At 39.8% G+C, this 22,105-nt stretch carries 17 protein-coding genes; 7 read left to right on the forward strand and 10 right to left on the reverse strand.

Annotated elements, in window-relative coordinates:
• Positions 1-40 precede the first annotated feature (40 nt).
• The gene (locus AAA970_RS07760) at positions 41-1,165 is read right to left on the reverse strand and encodes a glycerate kinase (protein ID WP_338236634.1); all 1,125 of its coding nucleotides are present in this window, start codon (positions 1,163-1,165) and stop codon (positions 41-43) included.
• 514 nt (positions 1,166-1,679) lie between these two features.
• Here AAA970_RS07760 and ctlX point away from each other — a divergent pair.
• The 5 genes from ctlX to AAA970_RS07785 all read left to right on the forward strand — a co-directional run bounded on the left by ctlX (position 1,680) and on the right by AAA970_RS07785 (position 5,957).
• A complete protein-coding gene (gene ctlX, locus AAA970_RS07765) occupies positions 1,680-2,606 on the forward strand; it encodes a citrulline utilization hydrolase CtlX (protein ID WP_338236635.1) in 927 nt (308 codons plus the stop codon).
• A gap of 139 nt (positions 2,607-2,745) precedes the next feature.
• Positions 2,746-3,681: a tetratricopeptide repeat protein gene (locus tag AAA970_RS07770; RefSeq protein ID WP_338236636.1), complete on the forward strand. Its 936-nt coding sequence runs from the start codon at positions 2,746-2,748 to the stop codon at positions 3,679-3,681.
• A gap of 133 nt (positions 3,682-3,814) precedes the next feature.
• On the forward strand, positions 3,815-4,189 hold the full coding sequence (locus tag AAA970_RS07775) for a hypothetical protein (protein WP_338236637.1): 375 nt from the start codon (positions 3,815-3,817) through the stop codon (positions 4,187-4,189).
• Positions 4,186-5,160, forward strand: coding sequence for an IS3 family transposase (locus AAA970_RS07780; protein WP_338236638.1), 975 nt, complete (start codon positions 4,186-4,188; stop codon positions 5,158-5,160). The genes AAA970_RS07775 and AAA970_RS07780 overlap by 4 nt, the downstream gene beginning before the upstream one ends.
• A gap of 134 nt (positions 5,161-5,294) precedes the next feature.
• Positions 5,295-5,957, forward strand: coding sequence for an IS3 family transposase (locus AAA970_RS07785; RefSeq protein WP_338236639.1), 663 nt, complete (start codon positions 5,295-5,297; stop codon positions 5,955-5,957).
• Between the two features lie 1,461 nt (positions 5,958-7,418).
• Here the strand turns inward: AAA970_RS07785 and AAA970_RS07790 are convergent.
• The 4 genes from AAA970_RS07790 to AAA970_RS07805 are packed head-to-tail and all read right to left on the reverse strand — an operon-like array spanning position 7,419 to position 10,982.
• Positions 7,419-8,411 (reverse strand): ABC transporter ATP-binding protein, encoded by a 993-nt coding sequence (locus tag AAA970_RS07790; protein WP_338236640.1) that lies wholly within the window; start codon positions 8,409-8,411, stop codon positions 7,419-7,421.
• Positions 8,408-9,433, reverse strand: coding sequence for a FecCD family ABC transporter permease (locus AAA970_RS07795; RefSeq protein WP_338236641.1), 1,026 nt, complete (start codon positions 9,431-9,433; stop codon positions 8,408-8,410). Before AAA970_RS07795 ends, AAA970_RS07790 begins: the two co-directional genes overlap by 4 nt.
• A complete protein-coding gene (locus AAA970_RS07800; protein ID WP_053404900.1) occupies positions 9,433-10,602 on the reverse strand; it encodes an ABC transporter substrate-binding protein in 1,170 nt (389 codons plus the stop codon). The genes AAA970_RS07795 and AAA970_RS07800 overlap by 1 nt, the downstream gene beginning before the upstream one ends.
• 38 nt (positions 10,603-10,640) lie before the next feature.
• Positions 10,641-10,982 (reverse strand): MarR family transcriptional regulator, encoded by a 342-nt coding sequence (locus AAA970_RS07805; RefSeq protein ID WP_338236642.1) that lies wholly within the window; start codon positions 10,980-10,982, stop codon positions 10,641-10,643.
• A 286-nt stretch (positions 10,983-11,268) separates the two neighbouring features.
• On the opposite strand from AAA970_RS07805, the gene AAA970_RS07810 reads away from it, so the two are divergent.
• Positions 11,269-12,690 (forward strand): FGGY-family carbohydrate kinase, encoded by a 1,422-nt coding sequence (locus AAA970_RS07810; RefSeq protein ID WP_053404902.1) that lies wholly within the window; start codon positions 11,269-11,271, stop codon positions 12,688-12,690.
• A 166-nt stretch (positions 12,691-12,856) separates the two neighbouring features.
• Complete coding sequence (locus AAA970_RS07815; RefSeq protein ID WP_338236643.1) at positions 12,857-13,966, forward strand: hybrid sensor histidine kinase/response regulator; 1,110 nt, start codon at positions 12,857-12,859, stop codon at positions 13,964-13,966.
• A 459-nt stretch (positions 13,967-14,425) separates the two neighbouring features.
• Here the strand turns inward: AAA970_RS07815 and AAA970_RS07820 are convergent, their stop codons facing one another.
• The 5 genes from AAA970_RS07820 to AAA970_RS07840 form a co-directional block, all read right to left on the reverse strand.
• Positions 14,426-15,649, reverse strand: coding sequence for a tetratricopeptide repeat protein (locus AAA970_RS07820; protein WP_338236644.1), 1,224 nt, complete (start codon positions 15,647-15,649; stop codon positions 14,426-14,428).
• A gap of 35 nt (positions 15,650-15,684) precedes the next feature.
• A complete protein-coding gene (gene gyrA / locus AAA970_RS07825) occupies positions 15,685-18,252 on the reverse strand; it encodes a DNA gyrase subunit A (protein WP_338236645.1) in 2,568 nt (855 codons plus the stop codon).
• Between the two features lie 398 nt (positions 18,253-18,650).
• The gene (locus AAA970_RS07830) at positions 18,651-19,829 is read right to left on the reverse strand and encodes a hypothetical protein (RefSeq protein ID WP_338236646.1); all 1,179 of its coding nucleotides are present in this window, start codon (positions 19,827-19,829) and stop codon (positions 18,651-18,653) included.
• Positions 19,830-19,832: 3 nt separating this feature from the next.
• A complete protein-coding gene (locus AAA970_RS07835) occupies positions 19,833-20,807 on the reverse strand; it encodes an FKBP-type peptidyl-prolyl cis-trans isomerase (protein ID WP_338236647.1) in 975 nt (324 codons plus the stop codon).
• Positions 20,808-21,002: 195 nt separating this feature from the next.
• On the reverse strand, positions 21,003-22,070 hold the full coding sequence (locus AAA970_RS07840) for a response regulator (protein WP_053404908.1): 1,068 nt from the start codon (positions 22,068-22,070) through the stop codon (positions 21,003-21,005).
• Positions 22,071-22,105 lie beyond the last annotated feature (35 nt).

Below are 22,105 nucleotides of genomic sequence, written 5' to 3' on the forward strand. Positions count from 1 at the left end.
AATAATAGAGCGTTGCTTTCTGAATGAATGGGTTTTGTGCTTATTCACCATATTGACCGATCCATTCCAGCACTGCATTTCTTAAATTTATCATTGCTTGCTTAGGTGCCATTGCCTCGGCTAAAGATTGACCTTCTAGGCTGATTTCATACGCCCTTATCTTTTTTATTTTCAGATCACTGAGGATATCAGCTTCAACTTTTCCTGCAAAGGCAATTATCGGAATTTGATAGGGGAGTGCCCTTTGATAAAGTCCATTCAAGACTTTTCCTTCCAGGCTTTGTCGATCCAATTTTCCTTCTCCAGTAATGATGAGATCTATCTCAGGTAAGAGTCGATCAATATTTTTTGCCTCGCAAATAATATCGAAACCGGGTTTTAACTTTCCATTTAATAAAGCCCATAGTCCTCCGCTGATGCCACCGCCAGCACCGGCGCCTGCAATTTTTTGAATTTCTTTACCATTATGTCGCGCTATAACATGGGCAAAGTTTCTTAAGCCCTGATCCAGTTGTTCGACCATTTGAGCATTCGCACCTTTTTGGGGCGCATAAATAAAAGCGGCCCCCTCTGGCCCAAAGAAGGGGTTTTGAACATCACAGGCAATTTGAAAATGACAGTTGTTTAGCTCCGGCAATACATTTTGCTCGCCAACACGGTGGATACGTGAAAGGATTTGACCGCCAGTACCCAAAATATTTCCCTGCACGTCAAAGAATTCAAAACCTAAAGCTTGTAGCAAGCCCGTGCCGGCATCATTGGTTGCGCTTCCACCGATTCCGATAATGAATTTTCGAATTCCCTTTGCAATCGCCTGCCTAATCATAACACCCGTCCCATAAGTACTGCTTAAACAGGGATTGAATTCTTCCTCCCGAAGTAAGGGAAGCCCGGAAGCGCTGGCCATTTCAATAATGGCGGTATCTTCATTCAGAATATATTGCGCGGTGATTGGCCGCCCCAGTGGGTCAGATGTTTTTACATCCATTATGCTAGAGGAATCCTTTTTTAGGCAGTCTACAAATCCTTCACCACCATCAGCAAGAGGGAAGGCAAATGATTGAATCGTATTTGAAAAATCAGATAAAGCATCCTGAATGATCTGAACCACTTCAGGAGCGGATAAACTACCTTTGAAAGCATCCGGGGCAATTAATATTTTCATATTTCAAAATATCAGTTAGGCCAAGGTAATAAAAACGTGGTATTTAAGGAATATCGGTTTTTATGTGTTTTAAATAAATGGATTAAAGTAACACAATTTCACCTAAGTTATCAACCCCTCAATTTATTGCCTTAACACCAGTAATTTGTATTAAGCTATTAATAGCTGTTGTCTTTGATTTGTAATAGCCCTAATTCAGGCAGGCTTGTATTCTTCTTAATCCTCTGCTTCATTGGAACAATCTTGAAATGGAGCATTAATCTTTCATCCTAACGAGTAGGATTAAGACAGATATCTAGCATGAAAAGCAAAACTACTATCAAACACCATTTTTGGAGGGCTAATTATAGTTATGCCGTTATATTTAAAACCTTGTCTTTTTAGGGTGGAAAGGGCATATTGCTATAACCGATTTGAGGTCAACCGATTATTGCTGCCTTAAAAAAAGATTATCCTCAGCATTTTTTCCATTGAATTGAATGTGTAATTTTGATTAAGGGAAAATAATGAATAGATGAAACAAACAGCCCATACAGTGATGATGGTGCGCCCAGTGCGCTTTGGTTTTAATGTAGAAACTGCGGAAAGTAATGCATTTCAACATTCAGAAACCCAATTAACACCTGCGGAAATTCAACAAAAAGCCTTAGCTGAATTTGATGAATTTGTAGAAAAGCTTCAGGCTAATGGTATTGAGGTTATGGTGGTAGAAGATACCGAACAGCCGCATACGCCTGATTCAATTTTTCCAAATAACTGGATTTCATTTCATGAAGATGGCAAAGTGGTGCTTTACCCAATGCTAGCCAACAATAGACGGCAGGAAAGAAGAACGGATGTAATCGGCAGGCTGCAATCGGAATTTGGCTTTAAAGTCAGGGAAGTATTGGATATTACCAATTATGAAAATCAGGATATTATCCTGGAGGGAACGGGATCCATTATCTTTGATTATCCTCATCAATTGGCTTATGCAACACGCTCCAGCCGTACCGAGGAAAAACTTTTCCGCCAGTTATGTGATCGTCTGGGATTTAAGCCGGTATTGTGTGATGCAGTGGATAAAGACGGCATGGATATTTACCATACCAATGTGGTAATGGCAATTGGTGATCAATTTGCCGTAATTTGTACGGATGCTTTAAAGCCGGATGAGGAGAAGAAAGCCTTTATCGCCAGCTTAGAAAATACCGGACATGAAATAGTGGACATTTCTTTTGACCAATTGTATGCCTTCGCTGGAAATATGATTCAGGTGGAAAATAAGGAGGGAAAGACTTTCCTTTTAATGTCGCAAACTTCATTTGATTCCCTGACAGACGTTCAGAAAAATCAATTGAAGCAATATACTTCACTTTTGCCAATGAATGTTCATACTATTGAACAATTCGGAGGAGGTTCTGTCAGATGTATGGTGGCAGGTGTTCATTTGCCTAAGTAATTTATATTTAACATAATTTAGAGGGATGAAAATTCCCTCTCATTTTTTTATGCAACACCGAAAATTTATCCTCGCTGGTATATTGTTCCTATCAAGCTGTGGTCTTTTTGACAAAGACCAAAGGCGTGATCAGTTTTTTTTGAAAGGGAAAATTGCCATTGAACAGGCAGAATGGGAAAAGGCAGAACAATATTTTGGACAAGCCATCGAGATGGATCCGAATTTTGTGGATGCCTATAATAATAGAGGTGTTTGTCGACAGAAATTAGGTAGAGTGGGAGCTGCCATAGAAGATTTCAATTCCGCATTGGCTTATGATCCAAATTTCACCGGAGCATATTATAATCGAGCCCAGGCTTTTTTAGATTATAAAGAATATTATCAATGCTTAAGAGATATTCAGCAGGTCGCGAAGGTATATCCTGATACTTTACCGGTGTTTTTCACGGAAGGATTAGCGAAAATGGCTTTGTATGAGTACGATGATGCCATCATTGCTTTTGGAAAAGCGATCCAAAAAGATAGCACCAATGAGGAGTTGTGGATTAACCGGGCTTCCAATTATTATTATTTAGGAGATTATTCAGCGGCTAAAGCGGATATACAAAAAGCGATGGAACTCGATGAAAAGAATCCTTTTGCCTTTAATGTCCGGGGAATGATTGCAGCAGCGGAAGGAGATTATCAATCCGCTATTAAAGATTACGGACAAGCTTTAATTATCAAAGGGGGATTGCCTTTTGTACTGAATAATCGCGCTTTTGCGCATTTACAGATGGATCAATTAGGTGCTGCACAAACAGACATTAATAATAGCATTCAAATAGATCCATATAATCAGTGGGCTTACCGAAATAAAGCGTACTTCTTCATTAAAAAGAAAAATTATTCTAGAGCCATCGCGCTTTTGGAAAAGGTCTATGAGAAAGACCCCAATATTCCGCTAACCACAAATTTGCTTGCTTATGCTTATCTTCAGCAAGGTCAGCTAGACAAAGCCTGTGCCTGGCATAATATATATATATCGAAAGAAGAGATTATTGAAGCAGTTTATGAAATTAATACTTGTATTTGAGAGAGGCTACCAGTAAGTGGTTAATAGGCAATGAATTAAAATACTTTATTTAACATAATACAAATTATAATTAAATTTGTAGCGTCCTAAAATTACTTGACACCAATAATATAATTTATTGATTTCAAGAATTATGACTAAAGTACAAAAAGAAAAAAAATCCATTAGCGCTAAAGAAAAACGGACACTTGTTCAAAAATATTACGCCAAACTTGTTTCAAAACAAGAAATTTTGGATGATTACGGAATCAATGAGCGAACCCTTCGACGCTGGTGTTGGTGGTATGAAGAGTTAATCCAAAAAAAGTATAAAATTCGACCTAAGATGAAAAAAAGTGATTTACCGGATGATCCTAAGGCTTTGAAAAAACTGATTATGGAAATTCAGCGGGAAAAAGAAAATGCTGAGTTAAAGGCTGAGGCTATGGAGATTATTGTCGATATCGCCTCTGAATCAACAGGTATTAACTTTAAAAAAAAAGTTGGTGGGAAGCGGTCGACAAAATGAAGCAGCGGTATCCAGCTGTCGGATTAAATCGAATTACCGCTTGTTTTGGATATACCCGACAAGCCTGGTACCAGCATGAAGATGTCTTGATGTCTCATTATGAAGTGGAAAAAGTTGTTGTTGAGCAGGTCAAGAGAAAGAGAAAAAAACTTAAATTGAGGAAGTTAGGCACAAGAAAACTTTATCATGTACTCAATGAAGAGCTTAAGGAATTAGGCGTTTATATAGGCCGAGATAAATTATTTACCATTCTAAGAGAAAATAATTTATTGATAAAAAAGAAAAGGAACCGGGCGATCACCACCAATTCAAATCATCGTTTCAAAAAATATAAGAATCTAATTCAGGGAACCACACCCACCCGACCTGATGAGCAATACGCTGCAGATATCACCTACATAAAGTTGTTAGGCCCAGAGGATTTTTGTTATCTGCACTTGATTACGGATTTGTATTCTCACAAAATTGTTGGGTGGCATCTTTCCCGATCTCTTGCCGCTAAAGAAAGCAGAAAAGCCTTGAAAATGGCGCTTAAACAACGAAAAAACAAGAATTTACCTCTTATTCATCATTCAGATCGTGGGGTTCAATACTGTAGTAATAAATACGTACAGGATTTAAGAAATGCCGGTGTCAGCATAAGTATGACGGAAAGTTATGATCCTTATCAAAATGCTGCTGCCGAGCGCGTGAATGGCATATTAAAGGACGAATTGGACTTGGGTGCCCGATTTATGAGTTTTGAAGAGGCATTTGCCTGGACAAGCGATGCTATAGAGGTTTACAATTTCAACAGGCCTCATCTAAGTATCAACATGTTAACACCGGATCAAGCCCATCAGATGAGTGGGCCAATAAAAAAATTATGGAAGAATTACTATCAATTAAAACTCAAGAATAGGGAAAGTAATAAACCTCTTGAGAAAAGAAGGAAGAAACGTTTTGATGGGGAGTTCATGCCAAGCAAATAGCAAATGCTATTTGCTGCATGGATGAGCTATCAAAATGACCCGCCGGGAGGCTCCACTCCTACTAGTGTTATTGAAATAGTACAATTATTTAGGGAGTATTATTACGTTGAAATGGTGTCAACGTATTTCAGGACGTGACACATCGTTTCAAAAAATATAAGAATCTAATTCAGGGAACCACACCCACCCGACCTGATGAGCAATACGCTGCAGATATCACCTACATAAAGTTGTTAGGCCCAGAGGATTTTTGTTATCTGCACTTGATTACGGATTTGTATTCTCACAAAATTGTTGGGTGGCATCTTTCCCGATCTCTTGCCGCTAAAGAAAGCAGAAAAGCCTTGAAAATGGCGCTTAAACAACGAAAAAACAAGAATTTACCTCTTATTCATCATTCAGATCGTGGGGTTCAATACTGTAGTAATAAATACGTACAGGATTTAAGAAATGCCGGTGTCAGCATAAGTATGACGGAAAGTTATGATCCTTATCAAAATGCTGCTGCCGAGCGCGTGAATGGCATATTAAAGGACGAATTGGACTTGGGTGCCCGATTTATGAGTTTTGAAGAGGCATTTGCCTGGACAAGCGATGCTATAGAGGTTTACAATTTCAACAGGCCTCATCTAAGTATCAACATGTTAACACCGGATCAAGCCCATCAGATGAGTGGGCCAATAAAAAAATTATGGAAGAATTACTATCAATTAAAACTCAAGAATAGGGAAAGTAATAAACCTCTTGAGAAAAGAAGGAAGAAACGTTTTGATGGGGAGTTCATGCCAAGCAAATAGCAAATGCTATTTGCTGCATGGATGAGCTATCAAAATGACCCGCCGGGAGGCTCCACTCCTACTAGTGTTATTGAAATAGTACAATTATTTAGGGAGTATTATTACGTTGAAATGGTGTCAACGTATTTCAGGACGTGACAAATTGAAATTGAAATAAGCTAAAATATGCCTACATCATAAAATAAATAAAATTCAATACAGAAATAAATAAATGCTTTTAGCTACTAAGTCAAAAAAATTAAATGGCCAATGGCATCTATACTTTGTAATTCAATGTACTTAAAAATTCATCGGCGCACCGTAAAAAGCTAACTTATTTGATCAAGGTCAGAAATTGCATTCAAACGGAAAATCTTGACCGCCAGAAAGCCCCGCTCTAAAGCTCTTTTGCTTTCAACAGGGTGCAAAATTTAATCACCCAAACCTGGAGTAGCAGTTTACATTAGCCGGCAATTATTAGCGATAAAATATACACGGCTAAAAACGGAATTAATTATTCTAACAACAGCATAATTTAGCCCATTTATTTACCACACCTGTTGAACGGCCCCCTCCAACTACGCACTAAATTAACCTAAGCGAACTATTGATTTCCTTATGTTGAGATTGTTTCCCCTGATTTTTAGAGGGAAATAATTCCTCACTTTCCCGCCTTGCAGCTATGTGAATTAGGGTTGGTTAACAAGCCTAACCCATACCGAAAATTTGAGTATTGCTGAAACGATAACCGATTTACTTTGACAGAATAGCATCCATCCAATAATTCCAAATCGCCGACGGAAGGTGCGCTTTTAAACACGCGCCTAAGCAAGCCAATTTCGTTTGAGTTATTGCTCCTGTCCAAATTCAATTCCACTATTTGCCAAATTAACCCGGCTTATTAATGCTTTAAATCCTCGATTAACTGTAAAGCGGAAAAAATGAAGGAATAGCTTCCTATTTCCGAGTTTTTTCCAACGAAACAAATGAGGAGAAAGCAAGCTTGACCAATTTTGGGCTATTATAATTCGAAGAAAATAAGTTTTAAAGGGTTGAAAATAAGTCACCCACGATGGTTTAATAAATATAGCGGTGAATAATTCGGGTTAAACAGGAAATAGACCCTACCGGTATATCGAAAATTAGCTATGTCATAATGACGGGGTCCGTGTTTTAGGTTTGCTAAATTTTTTAGCTCTCCATTTTTTTCAAGATTTGATTCGTGTCATAAATGAAAATTTATTCATTTTAAATTTAAACCCTGCCCTTCTTGTCGATTATGTCGCCTTTATAAATCAGTCTCTATATTCTGGATGGAGAGCTATTTCTCGAACTCTTTTCGTTACTTATTTTAGTTTCAAATTGAAACTAAAATAGCGCGCAAAAAAAATGCGGTAGTCGAAATTGACACCGCTCTTTCTAAGACCCTCCTATTTGTCAGAGCTGAAATATAGTTTTGCAATAATAGCCCCTCCTATTATGTTAAATAAGATCTTTACCTACCGCATTTACTAAATCAGATAGTCGCCTATAAATCACTTTATTAAAGACATAGTCATCACCGATTTTCTCTACTTTTTCTTGAACATTGGGATTAATCCCCACTCCAGTTTTTGCAAGAGCTTGTTGGAGCCATTTCTGCTCTAAAGCTGAAAAATTGACGAGCTGAATAGCTTTATTTAACACCAATGGCGCCTCAAATCTTCCACTTTCAGCATTGAAAGTCACTTCTTTTTTCTCAAAAAAAGCGGCAAATTCTCCGGAGAGCACCATCTCCTCCGGCATCCCAAATGCCGAACTTTTTTCCTTATGCAATAAAAGTATTTCATCGCAAAACTGCAGACTCAGGTCAAGCTCATGCGAGCTGATTAAAATCGTTTTGCCGGTAGCCGCCAACTCCCGAAGAATACTAAAAATCACAATCTTATTGGGCACATCTAAATGTGCTGCGGGTTCGTCCAGAAAAATAATGGGGGTGTCCTGGGCAAGTGCCCGGCCAATCAGTGCCAATTGTTTTTGCCCATCGGATAAATCCGTGATGGGTTGTTGAAGGATGTGACCAATGCCCAGCTTCTCCACAATTCGATCCACTATATCAACATCAGCCTGACTATGCCTTCCCCACCAATTGGTATGGGGACTTCGTCCACTAAATATTAATTCCTCTACCGTCAAAAAAGGCGTGCTAATTTTATCGGTAAGCACTACTGAAATTTCCTTAGCCAATGCCTGGTGGGCAATCATAGCCAGGTCTTTACCATTTAAAAAAACCTGTCCCTTTACAATGGGCTGCATTTTCAACAGGCTTCGCATCAGGGTAGATTTACCCACGCCATTTCCTCCAAGGAGACCAATCATTTTTCCGGAATGAATTTCAGCATTTAACCCGGCCTGCACAATATTCCAATGACCTGAGGTTTTCTGCGGATAACCGACCGTTAGATTTTCTATCCTTAACTGCGGAACTTCACTCATGACCTTCTTTTAATAATCACAAAAATTACGATAGGCGCTCCGACCAATCCCGTTACCGCATTCATGGGCAATACGGCCTGACTGTATGGTAATTTGCTAATCAAATCGCAAATTAACATTAATATCGCTCCTCCTAATACCGAGGCGGGAATTAAAGTCTTATGACTTGCCGTTAAAAAAAATCGCCGAGCTAAATGCGGAACCGCAATTCCTACAAATCCTATGGGACCCACAAAAGAAACCGTGGCGGCTGTTAAAACACTGGTGATTCCAATAATCGCTATCCGGATACGCTTGATAGAAAGCCCCATGGATAAGGCATAATTTTCTCCCAACAATAGTATATTCAATGGCTTGGCCATAAAAAAAGCAGCCAAAACACTCATTCCTACCAGGGTTCCCATTACCCATAGTTGGCTATTATTCAAACCTGCTAAACTACCCAGGGACCATAGCAGAAAATCCTGGATCATTTCTGGACTGGAAAAATACTGGCCAATGGCTACAATGGCGTTGGTTAAGAAGCCAATCATCACCCCGACAATTAACAAACTTACTGCATCTTTTAGCCTACTGGCCAATACTAAAATCAATAAAAAAACCATCAATGCTCCCACAAATGCCGCAGCAACCAAAAGCGAACTTTTACCCACATCCACGGTCTGTAGAAATGAGGCGGAAACATTACCTCCAATTCCTAAAACGACCATCGCTACACCAAGGCTGGCACCGGAAGAAATACCCAATACAGATGGACCGGCCAATGGGTTCCCAAAAAGAGATTGCATCAGCAAGCCTCCCACGGCTAATGCGGCCCCAACAATTATGGCCGCCAAAGCTCTGGGCATTCTGATTTTGAAAATGATGGCTTGAATAATTTCATCTTCTCCAGACCCTATTAAATGGGAAAAGGTTTCTGAAAAACTAATTTTTACAGATCCCATTCCCACATCCAGGAAAAAAAGAAGAATCAGAATGAAAATGAGCAAAAGCCAACGAACGGATTTGAATTCTCCTCTCATTAATTAATTGGACGATAATACACCAAAGTGGAATCTGAAAAAGCTTCCGGATGAATAATTTTGATCAAATCCTTCAGCACTAAGTCCGGGTTCAAATAGCCCGTGTACCAAAAGGCATTAACCCCATCAATCTCAAGTCCATTATTATTATAAATTCGATTAAGACTATAAGGTGGAAAAAGCGCATACCTTTCATCCAGGTCAACAAGTTCTTCTTTCGTTTTCACCGGCCCCACATTTAACCAAACCTGAGATTGTTGGGCTTTTTTAAAGACCACTTCAAAATCCACCGGTACTGCCGCAACCACATCATTTTCTTTAAACATAAAATTCCCTCCGGCCGCTTCTATAAACTGGGCAGTAAAACTTTTTCCCCCGGCCATATGCCAAACCCCTTTATAGGGTAAGCCACAAATTACATTCACGGAGCGATCCAAGGTATCAGCAAAGGATTTCCAGGAAAAATAATTTTCTCGCGTTCGGTCAAAGGCTAAAGTAGCGCGCTCAGGCTTATCCAATAACAAAGCCATCACTTTCAACCATTCCGTTCTTCCCAAGGGAGTTTCTTCCTGCCAGGAGGAAATAGGCAACAGGCAAATGCCCTGACTCTTTAATGCCGGATAGGTTTCATCTTGCCCCATATCATCATAAAGCACCACATCCGGTTTCATTGCCAGGATCAACTCTTCATTCAGTTTTGAATAAGCCCCCACTTCTTTAATTTCTCCGGATTCAATTTTCGTACGAATCGTCCTGTCAGGGATATAATCGTGCGCATCAACCCCCTTCAGGGCACTAAGACCTCTTAAGCGGTCCAGCATTCCCACATGGGTATTGGACAGGGCCACTACTTTTCTCACCGGAACTTCAATCACTTTGCTGGAATGGACTCCCTTAGGATAGGGCGTTCCCCGCTTGACCAGATAATATTCTGAGACCTCATGCTTATTATTCAAGCGGCTATGAAGTACTAATTTTTTAAAATTGGAATGTTTACTAATCTCAAAGTTCTTAGCAAATTCTATATTTAAAGAATCCTCAAAAAAAGTATAATCAGTTTGCTGTAAATCAATGGTTTCAGCGCCTTCATTTTTAGTATTATTCGAAGTACCACAAGCCGCGAAAAAACTCACTAAAATCAAGCAGGAATATAGACGGATATTAAACATTAATCTCGTATAGTTAAAAATACCAAAGGAACCATATATTAGCTTATGGTTGCCTTCAAACTATTATGCCACGAATTTAAGAAGTCAATCCCTTTCATGCACAGCTCAGGGGAAATTTCCTTCAAGCTTTTTTTCAACATCTGTTCAATCTCCAGATTCCAAATAGTGCAATTTCGCTTAGCCACCTTGGTAGAATAAATATTTTTTTCCCGGCTATCCTCATTCCCCGGAATTCTCACGACCATGGCTTCGTCCTCCAGCAGGTCCAGAAGCCGAGAAACCTGCACTTTAGATAAGCCCAACCTTTGGCCAATATCATGTTGAGAAATACCCTCCTTTTCAACTACTAATTGCAGGATTAAGAATGACTTATAAGACAATTTGATATTTTTTGATTTAAAAAATTCAAGTATCTGTTGTTCAAAATGATGAGATATAAATAAAAGAGAATGGCTGAAACTAATATTACTCATAATTGCAAATTAAGGCGCTTACTAAAAGATGAGCCAGTAAAGGGCATTATTTTCCAAAGACTATCCCGTATAAAGGCTCATTAAGGGACAAAAAGTTAGGAAAAATTGTCACAAACTAATAATTTCGTATCTTGAATTGAGCAGTCATTCGTGTGCCTGTTCATTTTTTCTATTCCACCATTGAATAACTCTTATGAGTAAATCTGTAATTGCAATTTTTGACATAGGTCGTACTTATAAAAAATTCTTTCTTTTTGACAGAAATTATGAGATCGTTCATGAGGAACTCACTCGTTTCGAAGACATAACGGATGAGGATGGGGATGCTTGTGAAGATTTAAATTCAATTGTAGAGTGGGTAAAGAAAACCTTTAAGGATGCCATGAAGATGAAAGATTTTCAGATTCGTGCATTGAATTTTACCTCCTACGGTGCGAGCTGGGTTCATATCAATAAAGCAGGTAAGCCTGTCACCCCGGTGTATAGCTACTGGAAGCCGATTCCTAAACATATACAGGAACAATTTTATAAAAAATACGGAGACGCTGACAAATTTGCTTTAGCAACCTCCTCGCCGCAACATGGCATGTTGAATGCCGGTATGCAATTATACTGGTTAAAGCATGACAAGCCGGAGGTTTTCAAGAAGATCCACACTTCTCTGGGAATTCCACAATACCTTTCGTATGTGATTACCGGAAAAGCATTTTCTGAAATTACCCATTTAGGATGTCATTCCTCTTTATGGGATTTTAAAAAGGATCGTTCACATGATTGGGTATATAAGGAAAAAATGTATTCCAAATTCCCTCCCATTGTGAACACCACTTCTTCTGAAAAGATTTTTGTAAAAAACCGCGAAGTGAAAGTCGGTATTGGAATTATTGGCGGCGCAGCCTCTATGGTTCCCTACCAATTAGGTTTCGAACGTAACTATGTAGTTTTAACAACCGGTACCTGGAGTACTGCCACGAACCCTTCATTGGATGCCAAAATGACCCCCGAAGATATCTACAACGATAACTTCGATCTTTTGAGTTTCCGTGGAGACGTTATGCGTACGGCCAGAATCTTTTTGGGTAGAGAGCACGAATTTCATTTGCAGCGTATTGCAAAGCATTTTGATATTGATCGGACTTTCTATAAATCGGTAATGGCTGATGAGAGCGTAATTTCTGATCTGATCAACCGCCTGACACCGGAAAGAAGATTTTATCCGCAGTCTGCTTTGGGTAGTCGCTTCTCTCCGGAAGAGCCGGAACCTCTGAATGATTTATCGGCCTTTAGTTCTCCTCAGGAAGCTTACCACCAATTAATTTTGGATCTTTCCTGTCTGCAGGCCTCCTCTATCACCTCTGTGATTGGAGATACGGATGTAGGGAAAGTATTTATGGCAGGTGGATTCTCATACAATGAATCTTTCAAAAGAATTTTGCCGGCTATTTTACCGGACATTCAGTTCTATACGAATGGCGTTCAAAGAGCCACTGCTTTGGGAGCCGCTTTAACACTTCACACCCATTGGAATAAGGAAACCAATTTGGATAACTTACTCCGTTTTGAAATGGTGGAAGAATTAAACATCCCTGATGTGGAAGGCCTGGAACTGGTTTAAAAAACTCCAAAATGACATTTTAGCCCTTTCGAGGGCTTTTTTTATCTACAAATTTTAATATTTAAATTCTAAATGTTATTATAAAACGCAATTTAGATTAATTTTACAAAGCGATAATATCCGCCTTTTTTGAAATTCAACATCGCACTTATAACCAATACTATATATGCAGTCTGCTCAGTTCCATGCAAAAATTTTGATTGTCGATGACATTCCAAAAAATATACAGGTAGCGGCAAATATCCTTAAACAGGAAAATTATAATATTACTTTTGCCAAAAGCGGCCCGCAGGCTTTGGAAAAAATTGAAAAAATAGAATTTGATTTAATTCTATTAGATGTCATGATGCCGGAGATGGATGGTTTTGAAGTCTGCCGAAGAATCAAAGAAGATCCTAAAAATCAGGGAATTCCAGTAATATTCCTGACGGCCAAAACTGAATCGGAGAGTATTGTCAAAGGTTTTGAAGTAGGTGGAATTGACTATGTCACCAAACCATTTAATGGCATTGAGCTATTGGCCAGGGTACGTAATCATATTAATCTCCGAAATACTCAAAAAGAATTAGAAAAAGCTAATGCCACCAAAGACCGCATGTTCTCTATTATCGGACATGACTTACGTGGCCCTATTGGCAATATTAAGTCCATTTTTTCTCTACTCACCGATAATCAAAAAAGCTTTGAACCTAAACAGTTCAAAACCTTTTTGGACCTGGGAAGAGAGTCTGCGGAATCTACCTTTTCCTTATTGGAAAACTTATTAAACTGGGCCCGAAGCCAAAGAAACCAAATTCAATTCAACCCCAGAAAGGTCGATGTTTATCGCCTTACACTGGAAATGATAAATTTAGTTTCGCTACAGGCCTCTCATAAAGATATTGAGCTAGTCAATGAAGTAGAGCCGCACGCCATAGTTTACGCCGATGATGAAATGATTAAAACCATTATCAGAAATTTGTTATCGAATGCGATTAAATTTACTGACGATGGAGGAAAGATCATGATCAGTGGTCAATCGGAAGGAGAGTATTTCCATATGGCGGTCAGAGATACGGGCCAGGGAATGACTGAAGATGTAGTCCAGCAATTAGTGGAAGAAGATGGTTATACCACTTCAGGAACCGCAGGAGAAAAAGGTTCTGGCTTAGGCCTTTATCTTTTCAAAAAATTTGTCAAAATGCATGGGGGAAGTTTTGATATTCAATCCGTTCCTGATCAGGGAAGTATTTTTTCTTTCAAAATCCCACTCCACCCTCCTCAAAAAACAAAGTAATATTTTAACCCGATCATGTGTCGGGTTTTTTATTGCCGAAAGATATTTTTTATGTTAAATAGACCTGCAGTATTTTCTCTCAATTTATATACAAGTACACAACACTGGGAATTTCAAAAGCAAATATGAGAGCACCTTCCCTCAACTTCCCCCAATTTAACCTGCATCCTTAAACCGGAATATTCCTACTTAAACCCTCGTGTTCCCATAAGACGAGAAAAATGAAGAAATTTTTCCTATTTCGACTTTTTCCCAAGCAGGCAGATGAATGTGGAGAACGCAAGCTTACCCCAATTTTGATGATCAACATATCAATAAACAACACCTTATCAGATTGAAAATAGCCGATTTAAGTCTGAATACTGAATTATGAGTGATATAAGTCAGGTTAAGTCGGCTATTTGGACAAAAAAAAAGCCGCTAAAAGCGGCTTTTCCTTATTTTCATACTTGTTATTCCTTATTCAGGTAGAGACTCTAGTTGTGTTTGAATCTCCGCAGCTTTATCTTTCTCACCAATTTTCAAGTAAGTACCTGCCAAAGTTTCCAACAACATGCGATCTTCCGGCTTCAACTCACGTGCCTTTTCGAAATATGGAATAGACTCACGGAATTGTTGTTTTGCCTTGTTTTCTACTTCTTCACCGCGCTTACGGTACTCTTCCATAGACATATCATTTGCCTCATTCCAAGTTGCCGCAGCAGTGTTGTAGTAATTTACGGCGATATTAAATACCGCATCATAATAATCAGGCTTGATTTCTACTGCACTTTCGTAAGCTTTCAATGCACTAGCAGAGTATTCAGCCATTTTCTCAGCATCTTCTGCTTTTTTAGCACCTGCCGCTAATTGATCATAAACATAGCCCAAATCGTAATAAAGGATTTCACTGTTTGGGTTAGCATCGATTTCCTTCTGAATTTTTGCAATAGCCTCCTCTGGCTGATCCAATTTCAAGTAAAGACCTACCATTTCCTGGATAAGGTTTTTATCCATTGGGTAGTATTTACGAGCATCATTTACCGCTGCTAAAGCCGCCTGATTATCTTCCTTGAAAGTTTTCTCAAGCAAAATAACTTGCTGATAATAAATCATATCAGCCGTATCATTCAATGCTTCTTTTGCTTCTACATAACCTTTGAAGTTATCCAAAGATTCTTGCTGCATTTCTGCCTGAGATGCCGCAATTGCAGTATACAAATAGTTAGTCGTATCTGATTTTACGATTTTAGCCTGGTTGAAATACTTCACCGCATTTTCGTAATCCGCCTCGCCATAAGCACCAGCACCTTTGTTGAACAAATCTCCCCAAAGGCCTTCAATTTGCTGTCCAGCCATGATATAGTTAGGAGAAGTTTCTTTCTCTAAGCTTTCAACTTTATGGAAAGCAGCAATCGCTTCTTTCAAAGCCGCCTCATCCAAATTTGTAGAATCTGCAGTAGCTACCGCTGCGTAAATTTTACCTTTGATAAAGTAATCTTTTCCTTTAGGGGCTTTTTTTGCTTTTTCTTTCGCCAACTCATTCATGTAATTGATAGCGTTATCAATTTCAGTCTTAGCCTGGTCAAGCTCACCCTTAGTCAAATAGCCTTCTGCTTTAGACGAAGAACCTTTTGTTACTTGCGCAAATGACATTGTAGCTGCAGTAGCTACCATCAATGCGGTTACAAATAGTCGTTTCATAACGTGATTTTGATAAATGATATAATAATCAGTTTTTAATTTTCTTCTGTTTCCGAATTTTCGTCGGTATTGTCTACCGCTTCATTCGATTCATTACCTTCTGCAGATTCCGCAGGAAGTTCCCCTTCTACATTTTCCAAATCTACCACTTCTTCCAACTGCTGTACGCGCTCAATGGAGGCAATTTCATCTCCTTCCTGAAGACGGATCAATTTCACGCCCTGTGTAGCACGACCCATCACTCTCAAGCCATCCACTGACATACGGATAGTAATACCGGATTTGGTGATGATCATCAAATCATCCGTATCCACTACCTCATTCAAGGCGACAAGCTTTCCGGTTTTTTCCGTGATGTTCATCGCACGAACGCCTTTTCCACCACGCTTGGTAATTCGGTAATCACTCATGAGCGAACGCTTACCAAAACCGTTTTCTGAAACCACCAAAATATTGGCTTCCTCTTCAGAATTAACGGCCACCATTCCGATTACCTCATCCTGATCATCCGCTAAAGTTACCCCGCGAACACCCGTTGCGGTACGGCCCATGGCACGAACATCCTCTTCATTGAATCGGATCGCCTGTCCGGCTTTGGTACCCAACATGATGAAGTCATTACCGGAAGTCAAGGCAACATCCAAAAGGCGATCGCCTTCATTAATAGAAATTGCATTAATACCTCCCTGACGTGGACGCGAGTAAGCACTCAAAATGGTTTTCTTCACTACCCCTTTGGTAGTCACCATCATCAGGTAGTTGTTATTCACATAATCCTCATCACGAAGATCTTTCACATTCACAATGGAGCGGATCTTATCCCCCTGCTCAATATTGATCAGGTTCTGAATCGCACGACCTTTAGCAGTCTTGGATCCTTCCGGAACTTCGTATACACGTTTCCAGAATACGCGTCCCATCTCCGTGAAAATCAACAGGAAGTTGTGAGCGGAAGCTACGAACATCAATTCAGTGAAATCATCTTCCTTAGAAGAAGCACCACGTGAACCTACACCGCCACGTCCCTGTGTTCTGTACTCAGACAATAAGGTACGTTTAATATAGCCCTCATGAGAAACGGTAATCACCATTTCCTCATTTGGAATGAAGTCTTCTACATCAAAGTCATCAGCAGAGTGAACAATCTCGGTACGGCGATCATCACCGAACTTCTCTCTTACCTCTTCTAATTCTTCCTTGATGATGTCCATTCTCATTTCCTCACTATTCAAAATAGCATTCAAATGATCAATCAACTTCTTCAATTCCGCATATTCGTTTTGGATTTTCTCGCGCTCCATGCCCGTCAAACGCTGCAGACGCATATCCAAAATGGCTTTCGCCTGAATCTCCGATAGGGCAAATTTCTCGATCAAAGAGTTTTTCGCCAATTCCGGATCACGGGAAGCTCGAATCAACGCAATGACCTCATCCAGATTATCCAAAGCAATCAGATAACCTTCCAAAATATGGGCTCGTTTTTCCGCTTCCGCCAATTCGTATTGGGTACGACGTACCACTACTTCATGACGGTGCTCCACATAGTATTTAATGATTTCTTTCAGGTTCAAAGTACGTGGACGTCCTTTTACCAGCGCTACGTTATTTACCCCAAAAGAAGACTGTAAAGCAGTATATTTGAAAAGATTATTCAATACGATATTCCCTACCGCATCTTTCTTCAATTCATAAACAATGCGCAAACCTTTACGGTCAGACTCATCGCGAATATCAGAAATCCCTTCAATTTTCTTTTCGTTGACCAAACCAGCAGTTTTCTCAATCATTGCCGCCTTATTCACCATATAAGGGATTTCGGTTACAATGATTTGTTCTCTACCGGTTTTAGTGGTTTCGATCGTTGCCTTGGCTCTCATCACCACTCGGCCCCTGCCCGTTTCAAAGGCAGACTTAACCCCCTGGAAACCATAAATCACACCACCTGTCGGGAAATCCGGGGCGGTAATGTGAGTCATCAATTCCGGAATGGTGATTTCGTTATTGTCAATATAGGCAATGGTACCATTCACCACCTCCGTCAGGTTATGCGGTGGCATATTGGTGGCCATACCTACGGCAATACCGGAAGCACCATTTATCAATAAGTTGGGTAATCTTGCTGGCAATACTTCCGGCTCTTTCAAAGAGTCATCGAAGTTGGGCTGAAAGTCTACCGTACTTTTATTGATATCAGACAATAACTCATCGGAAATTCTTTTAAGGCGAGCCTCCGTATAACGCATTGCTGCAGGAGAGTCACCGTCAATAGAACCGAAGTTACCTTGCCCATCCACCAAAGGATAACGTAAGGACCAGTCCTGGGCCATACGCACCATCGTATCATAAACAGAGGAATCTCCGTGTGGGTGGTACTTACCCAACACTTCCCCGACAATACGAGCAGATTTTTTGTAAGATTTATTATATGTGACTCCTAAGTCCAACATCCCGTACAGCACGCGGCGGTGTACAGGCTTCAAACCATCCCTAACATCAGGAAGCGCACGAGATACAATTACCGACATCGAATAATCGATGTAGGCACCTCTCATTTCATCTTCTATGTTAATCGGAATGATATTTTCATTCTCTCCTTTTGCCATATTGTTTTTAAAAGGTTTGCCCTAAAAAGTACATCCGGGCATATTCTTAAAAATATTTCTAATTCATTTAAGCTTTGACAAAAATAACAGATTTCAGCTGTATTGCACTATACTCAGGGGGCCTTTTAACGTTTTTTAGCTAAAAAATGAGCAACTAATGCCCTATTTGATCAAGCAAATTCAATTTAAAGCGTTTTAGCGCCCTTCTAAGCTTATGAAGTAAAAATTAGACGATAGATTATGTTAAATAACGACCTGAAATACCTTTGTACTGATTGTAGGTTTCAACATTATTTACCCGCCAAACTTAGGGTTGAATTCTGTAGAAAATCTGTAGAATTTCAGGATTTTTTAATAATGATAAACAAAAAAGGAGACTATTTTCCCCACAAACATTACTACTCGCTGGTACCTTTGGAGTTATCTCCTCCGGCGGAATTACCAGCTGGCTTTGGAGCCGCTTTACCACCCTTGCCTTTTTTCAGGTTTTTACGTTTCCAACGCAATTTCTGATAGGTTTGGGGAATTTGGCCAATTTGAGGATTCTGAGGATAGAAAATCGGCTGACCGCGAAATTCCCGGTCTCCATGCTGATGCTTTTGCTGGGTTTCACAATTTCGGATCGGACAACGACGAATCTCAGGTATGGTAAAACTCAAGCCAAAAGTAACCCTAAGACTATTTTGGTTGGTCTTAATGGCAGATGTTGCCCCGGGAATAGTAGTGGAATAGCCTCTGATTTCATAGGACGGACGAATAAAAACCCGAAAGTATTCCGACACATGAAAATACATTGGCAGCGCCAATTGAATATCTACCGTCGGCTTTTGAACATTCTTGTCATATGCACTCCCCAAGCTATATTTGCCAATACCTAATTCAGCAACATAACTCCAGCCCATAAACTGGAAAAACTCATAGCCTACCAATAGATTATATTTGAAATTCCAGGTAGAGAAATCATCCACATAACTTCCAATGAGGCCATTATAGGAATTATAGGGGTTTAAATAATCGAACTTATGATGTTCTGCCTCAAAGCCAAAACCCACTCTAAACTTTTTATAATTAAAGAAAATGGACATATGGATCGGTATGACTCTCGCCCTACCACGATACCCTAATTCCGGAAAATCCTGATTGGAATAATGAGAAACCGTATTGGCCGAATCCAATATCCCATCATCAACACCTCCGCCCGGAGGAATTGGATTAGGGATATCTGGAAAATCCCCTCCATTACCACCACCTCCGGTAATGCTTACAGCCTCTGGCCTTGTTAACCAGTTTCGATAAGCCACCGTATCCATGGAGCCGTTTTCCTGAGGAATGCCAATTAACAAATCATCTCCCCGGTAATACAGATCAAATCCTGACAAATCCTGATTGTAAAAGGATTGTCCCGTTCCCACTCCGGCATCGAAGGAAAACATATTCAGCACTCTGCGCACCGGACTGTATTTTATGGCAGGTCGGGTGGCATAAACATCGGATAAATTGAACTGAGCAAAAGCAGGAAGTGCCCACAAATAACCTATCACGAAGGCTCCAAAATATTTCAAGACGGATCTCTTCATGTTCTAATTATTTGCAGGTGGATTTGCCTTCACATACTCTTCAATGGTAAAAAGAGCGGTGGCAAATGGTAAGACATTCACAAAAGCAGGTGCGATAATGCCATCCTCCGCGCATTGTGCTCTTAAAAAAGAGGGAACAACCGTGACACTCGCATCATAAGCCATGGAACTGGCCATAGTCAGGTAGCCTGTTTTGTTGTATTGCATTTTTGGAAAGGCATGAATAAAGCCTTCAATATAATTGTTTCGCTCATCACCGGCACCATAGTAATAAAGGGTGCTGTCCGTAAAAGCGGTATATTGGGATTGGTCTAAATTTTTAAAATCCATATCCCCACGAAGCCTCCCATAGACCGATGGAGCAGAAACACCAAGTGGATCTTTCACATAATAGACTCCCCGACCTAAATCTTCTACCTCTAAATTTTGTCCGGAATTATCAGAAGCGATGACTTCATTGGCTAATTGCTCTGCCTCGGCAAATTCCCTGGCTTCCCAAGCCGCTTCACTAAAAACCGTAAGCACTTCTACATCTATCCGGAGATGAGTATCAGAAGGTAATAAATCAAAAGCATAAGATTTCCAGGCCAAAGAAGACGGTACTAAAAAACGAACAGACTGCCCTTGATTTAGACCAACCATGGCAGTATCCAAGGATCGTGGCAATAAAGCTTCCGATAAACTTCGAAAACGCTGTACCGCATTATCGATTTCCTGATCCTCTAAATTATACACCACCATACGGGCTTCTACCACCATTCCTGATGAAATCGTTCCTAAGTCAGGGTCACCTGTTGTCTCTTCATATTTATAAGAACCGTTTGGCTGTTTTTCATAGGGTAAATTACTCCCCGCCACATAGTCTTCCAAACTAATCGACACGACATTCTCCCGCTCTACCATGGGAGCCTTGCAGGCCTGAAAGAACATAAACAATGCTAAAATAATAGCAGAGAAAAGTAGTTTGGATTGCATCATAACACAAAAGGCCAATAGCCTGAGCACTATTCGCCGTATACACCTGTTTTTCCTAATTAACGTTCAAAATTGCCTATATTCTTCAAAAATCAAAGATATTTTATGATAATTATGGAAAATACTTACATAAAAAAACACCCTCAAATTCTACCAGGAATTCAAGGGTGTCTTTACTATAAGAATAACAGTTATTTATCAATAAAACCCATTTTTAATGGACTGCAATCTTCCTAATTCAATTACTTTAATATTTCTTCCCCGGATCTCAATCAGCCCTTCATCTTTGAAATCGGCCAAGGTCCGGATAACCGATTCTGTTGAAGTCCCCACGATATTCGCCAGGTCTTCCCGGGTGATGGACATGGTAAAATCACCGGGTTTATCCTTTTCATTATAACGCCCCTCCAGCATGATCAATGCTTCGGCCACGCGCTGGCGAACAGAATTATAAGCCAAATTCAACAAACGCTCTTCAGACTCCTTAAGATTATTGGATAAAATCTTAATGAATTTATGCGCCACTTCTCTTTTACTGGTGAGTAAAGAAAAGAAATCTTCTTTCGGGATAAAGCAAATTTCAGAATCTTCCAAAGCCATCGCAGACTCCGTATAATTCGTTATTTCCAACAATGCCATATACCCAATAAAATCTCCCGCTTTAAAAAGCCCGGTGATATACTCTTTGGCGTCTTCGTTGGTCTTATAGGTTTTTACTTTTCCTTTACTAATGAAGAACAATCCATTTGGAATCGCCTCTTCATGATAAATAATTTCCTTGCGCTTGTAGGTTTTCACCTTGCGATCTTTAGAAAGAGAAGCCAGGTCATTATTCTCTGCCGTATTAAAGAAATCATCCAAACCACCCAGATCCTGAGCAAAATCTTTTTTGAATAAATCACTTTTTTTCAAACGACTCTCGACCGCATTCAATAATTCCATATCATCGAAAGGCTTGGTCAGATAATCATCTGCCCCCATTTCCATTCCTTTGCGAAAATCCGAACGCTCTGCCTTGGCAGTTAGAAAAATGAATGGAATACTCGCTGATGCCGGATTTTTACCCAATAGATAAAGTACACCATAACCATCCAATTCAGGCATCATTACATCACACACAATAAGGTCAGGCAATTCCTTTTGAGCTTTTTCAACTCCTACCTTTCCGTTTTCAGCAGTAATCACCTCATAATTGGCCAACTCAAGGATTTCCGCGGTATTTTCCCGCATCTCATGGTTATCCTCAATTAAAAGTATTTTTTTCATCGGATTTTTCTTAGCGCTCCCCCTGACCCTAAGAT

It is taken from the genome of Persicobacter diffluens (assembly GCF_036244895.1).
Taxonomy (GTDB): domain Bacteria; phylum Bacteroidota; class Bacteroidia; order Cytophagales; family Cyclobacteriaceae; genus Persicobacter; species Persicobacter diffluens.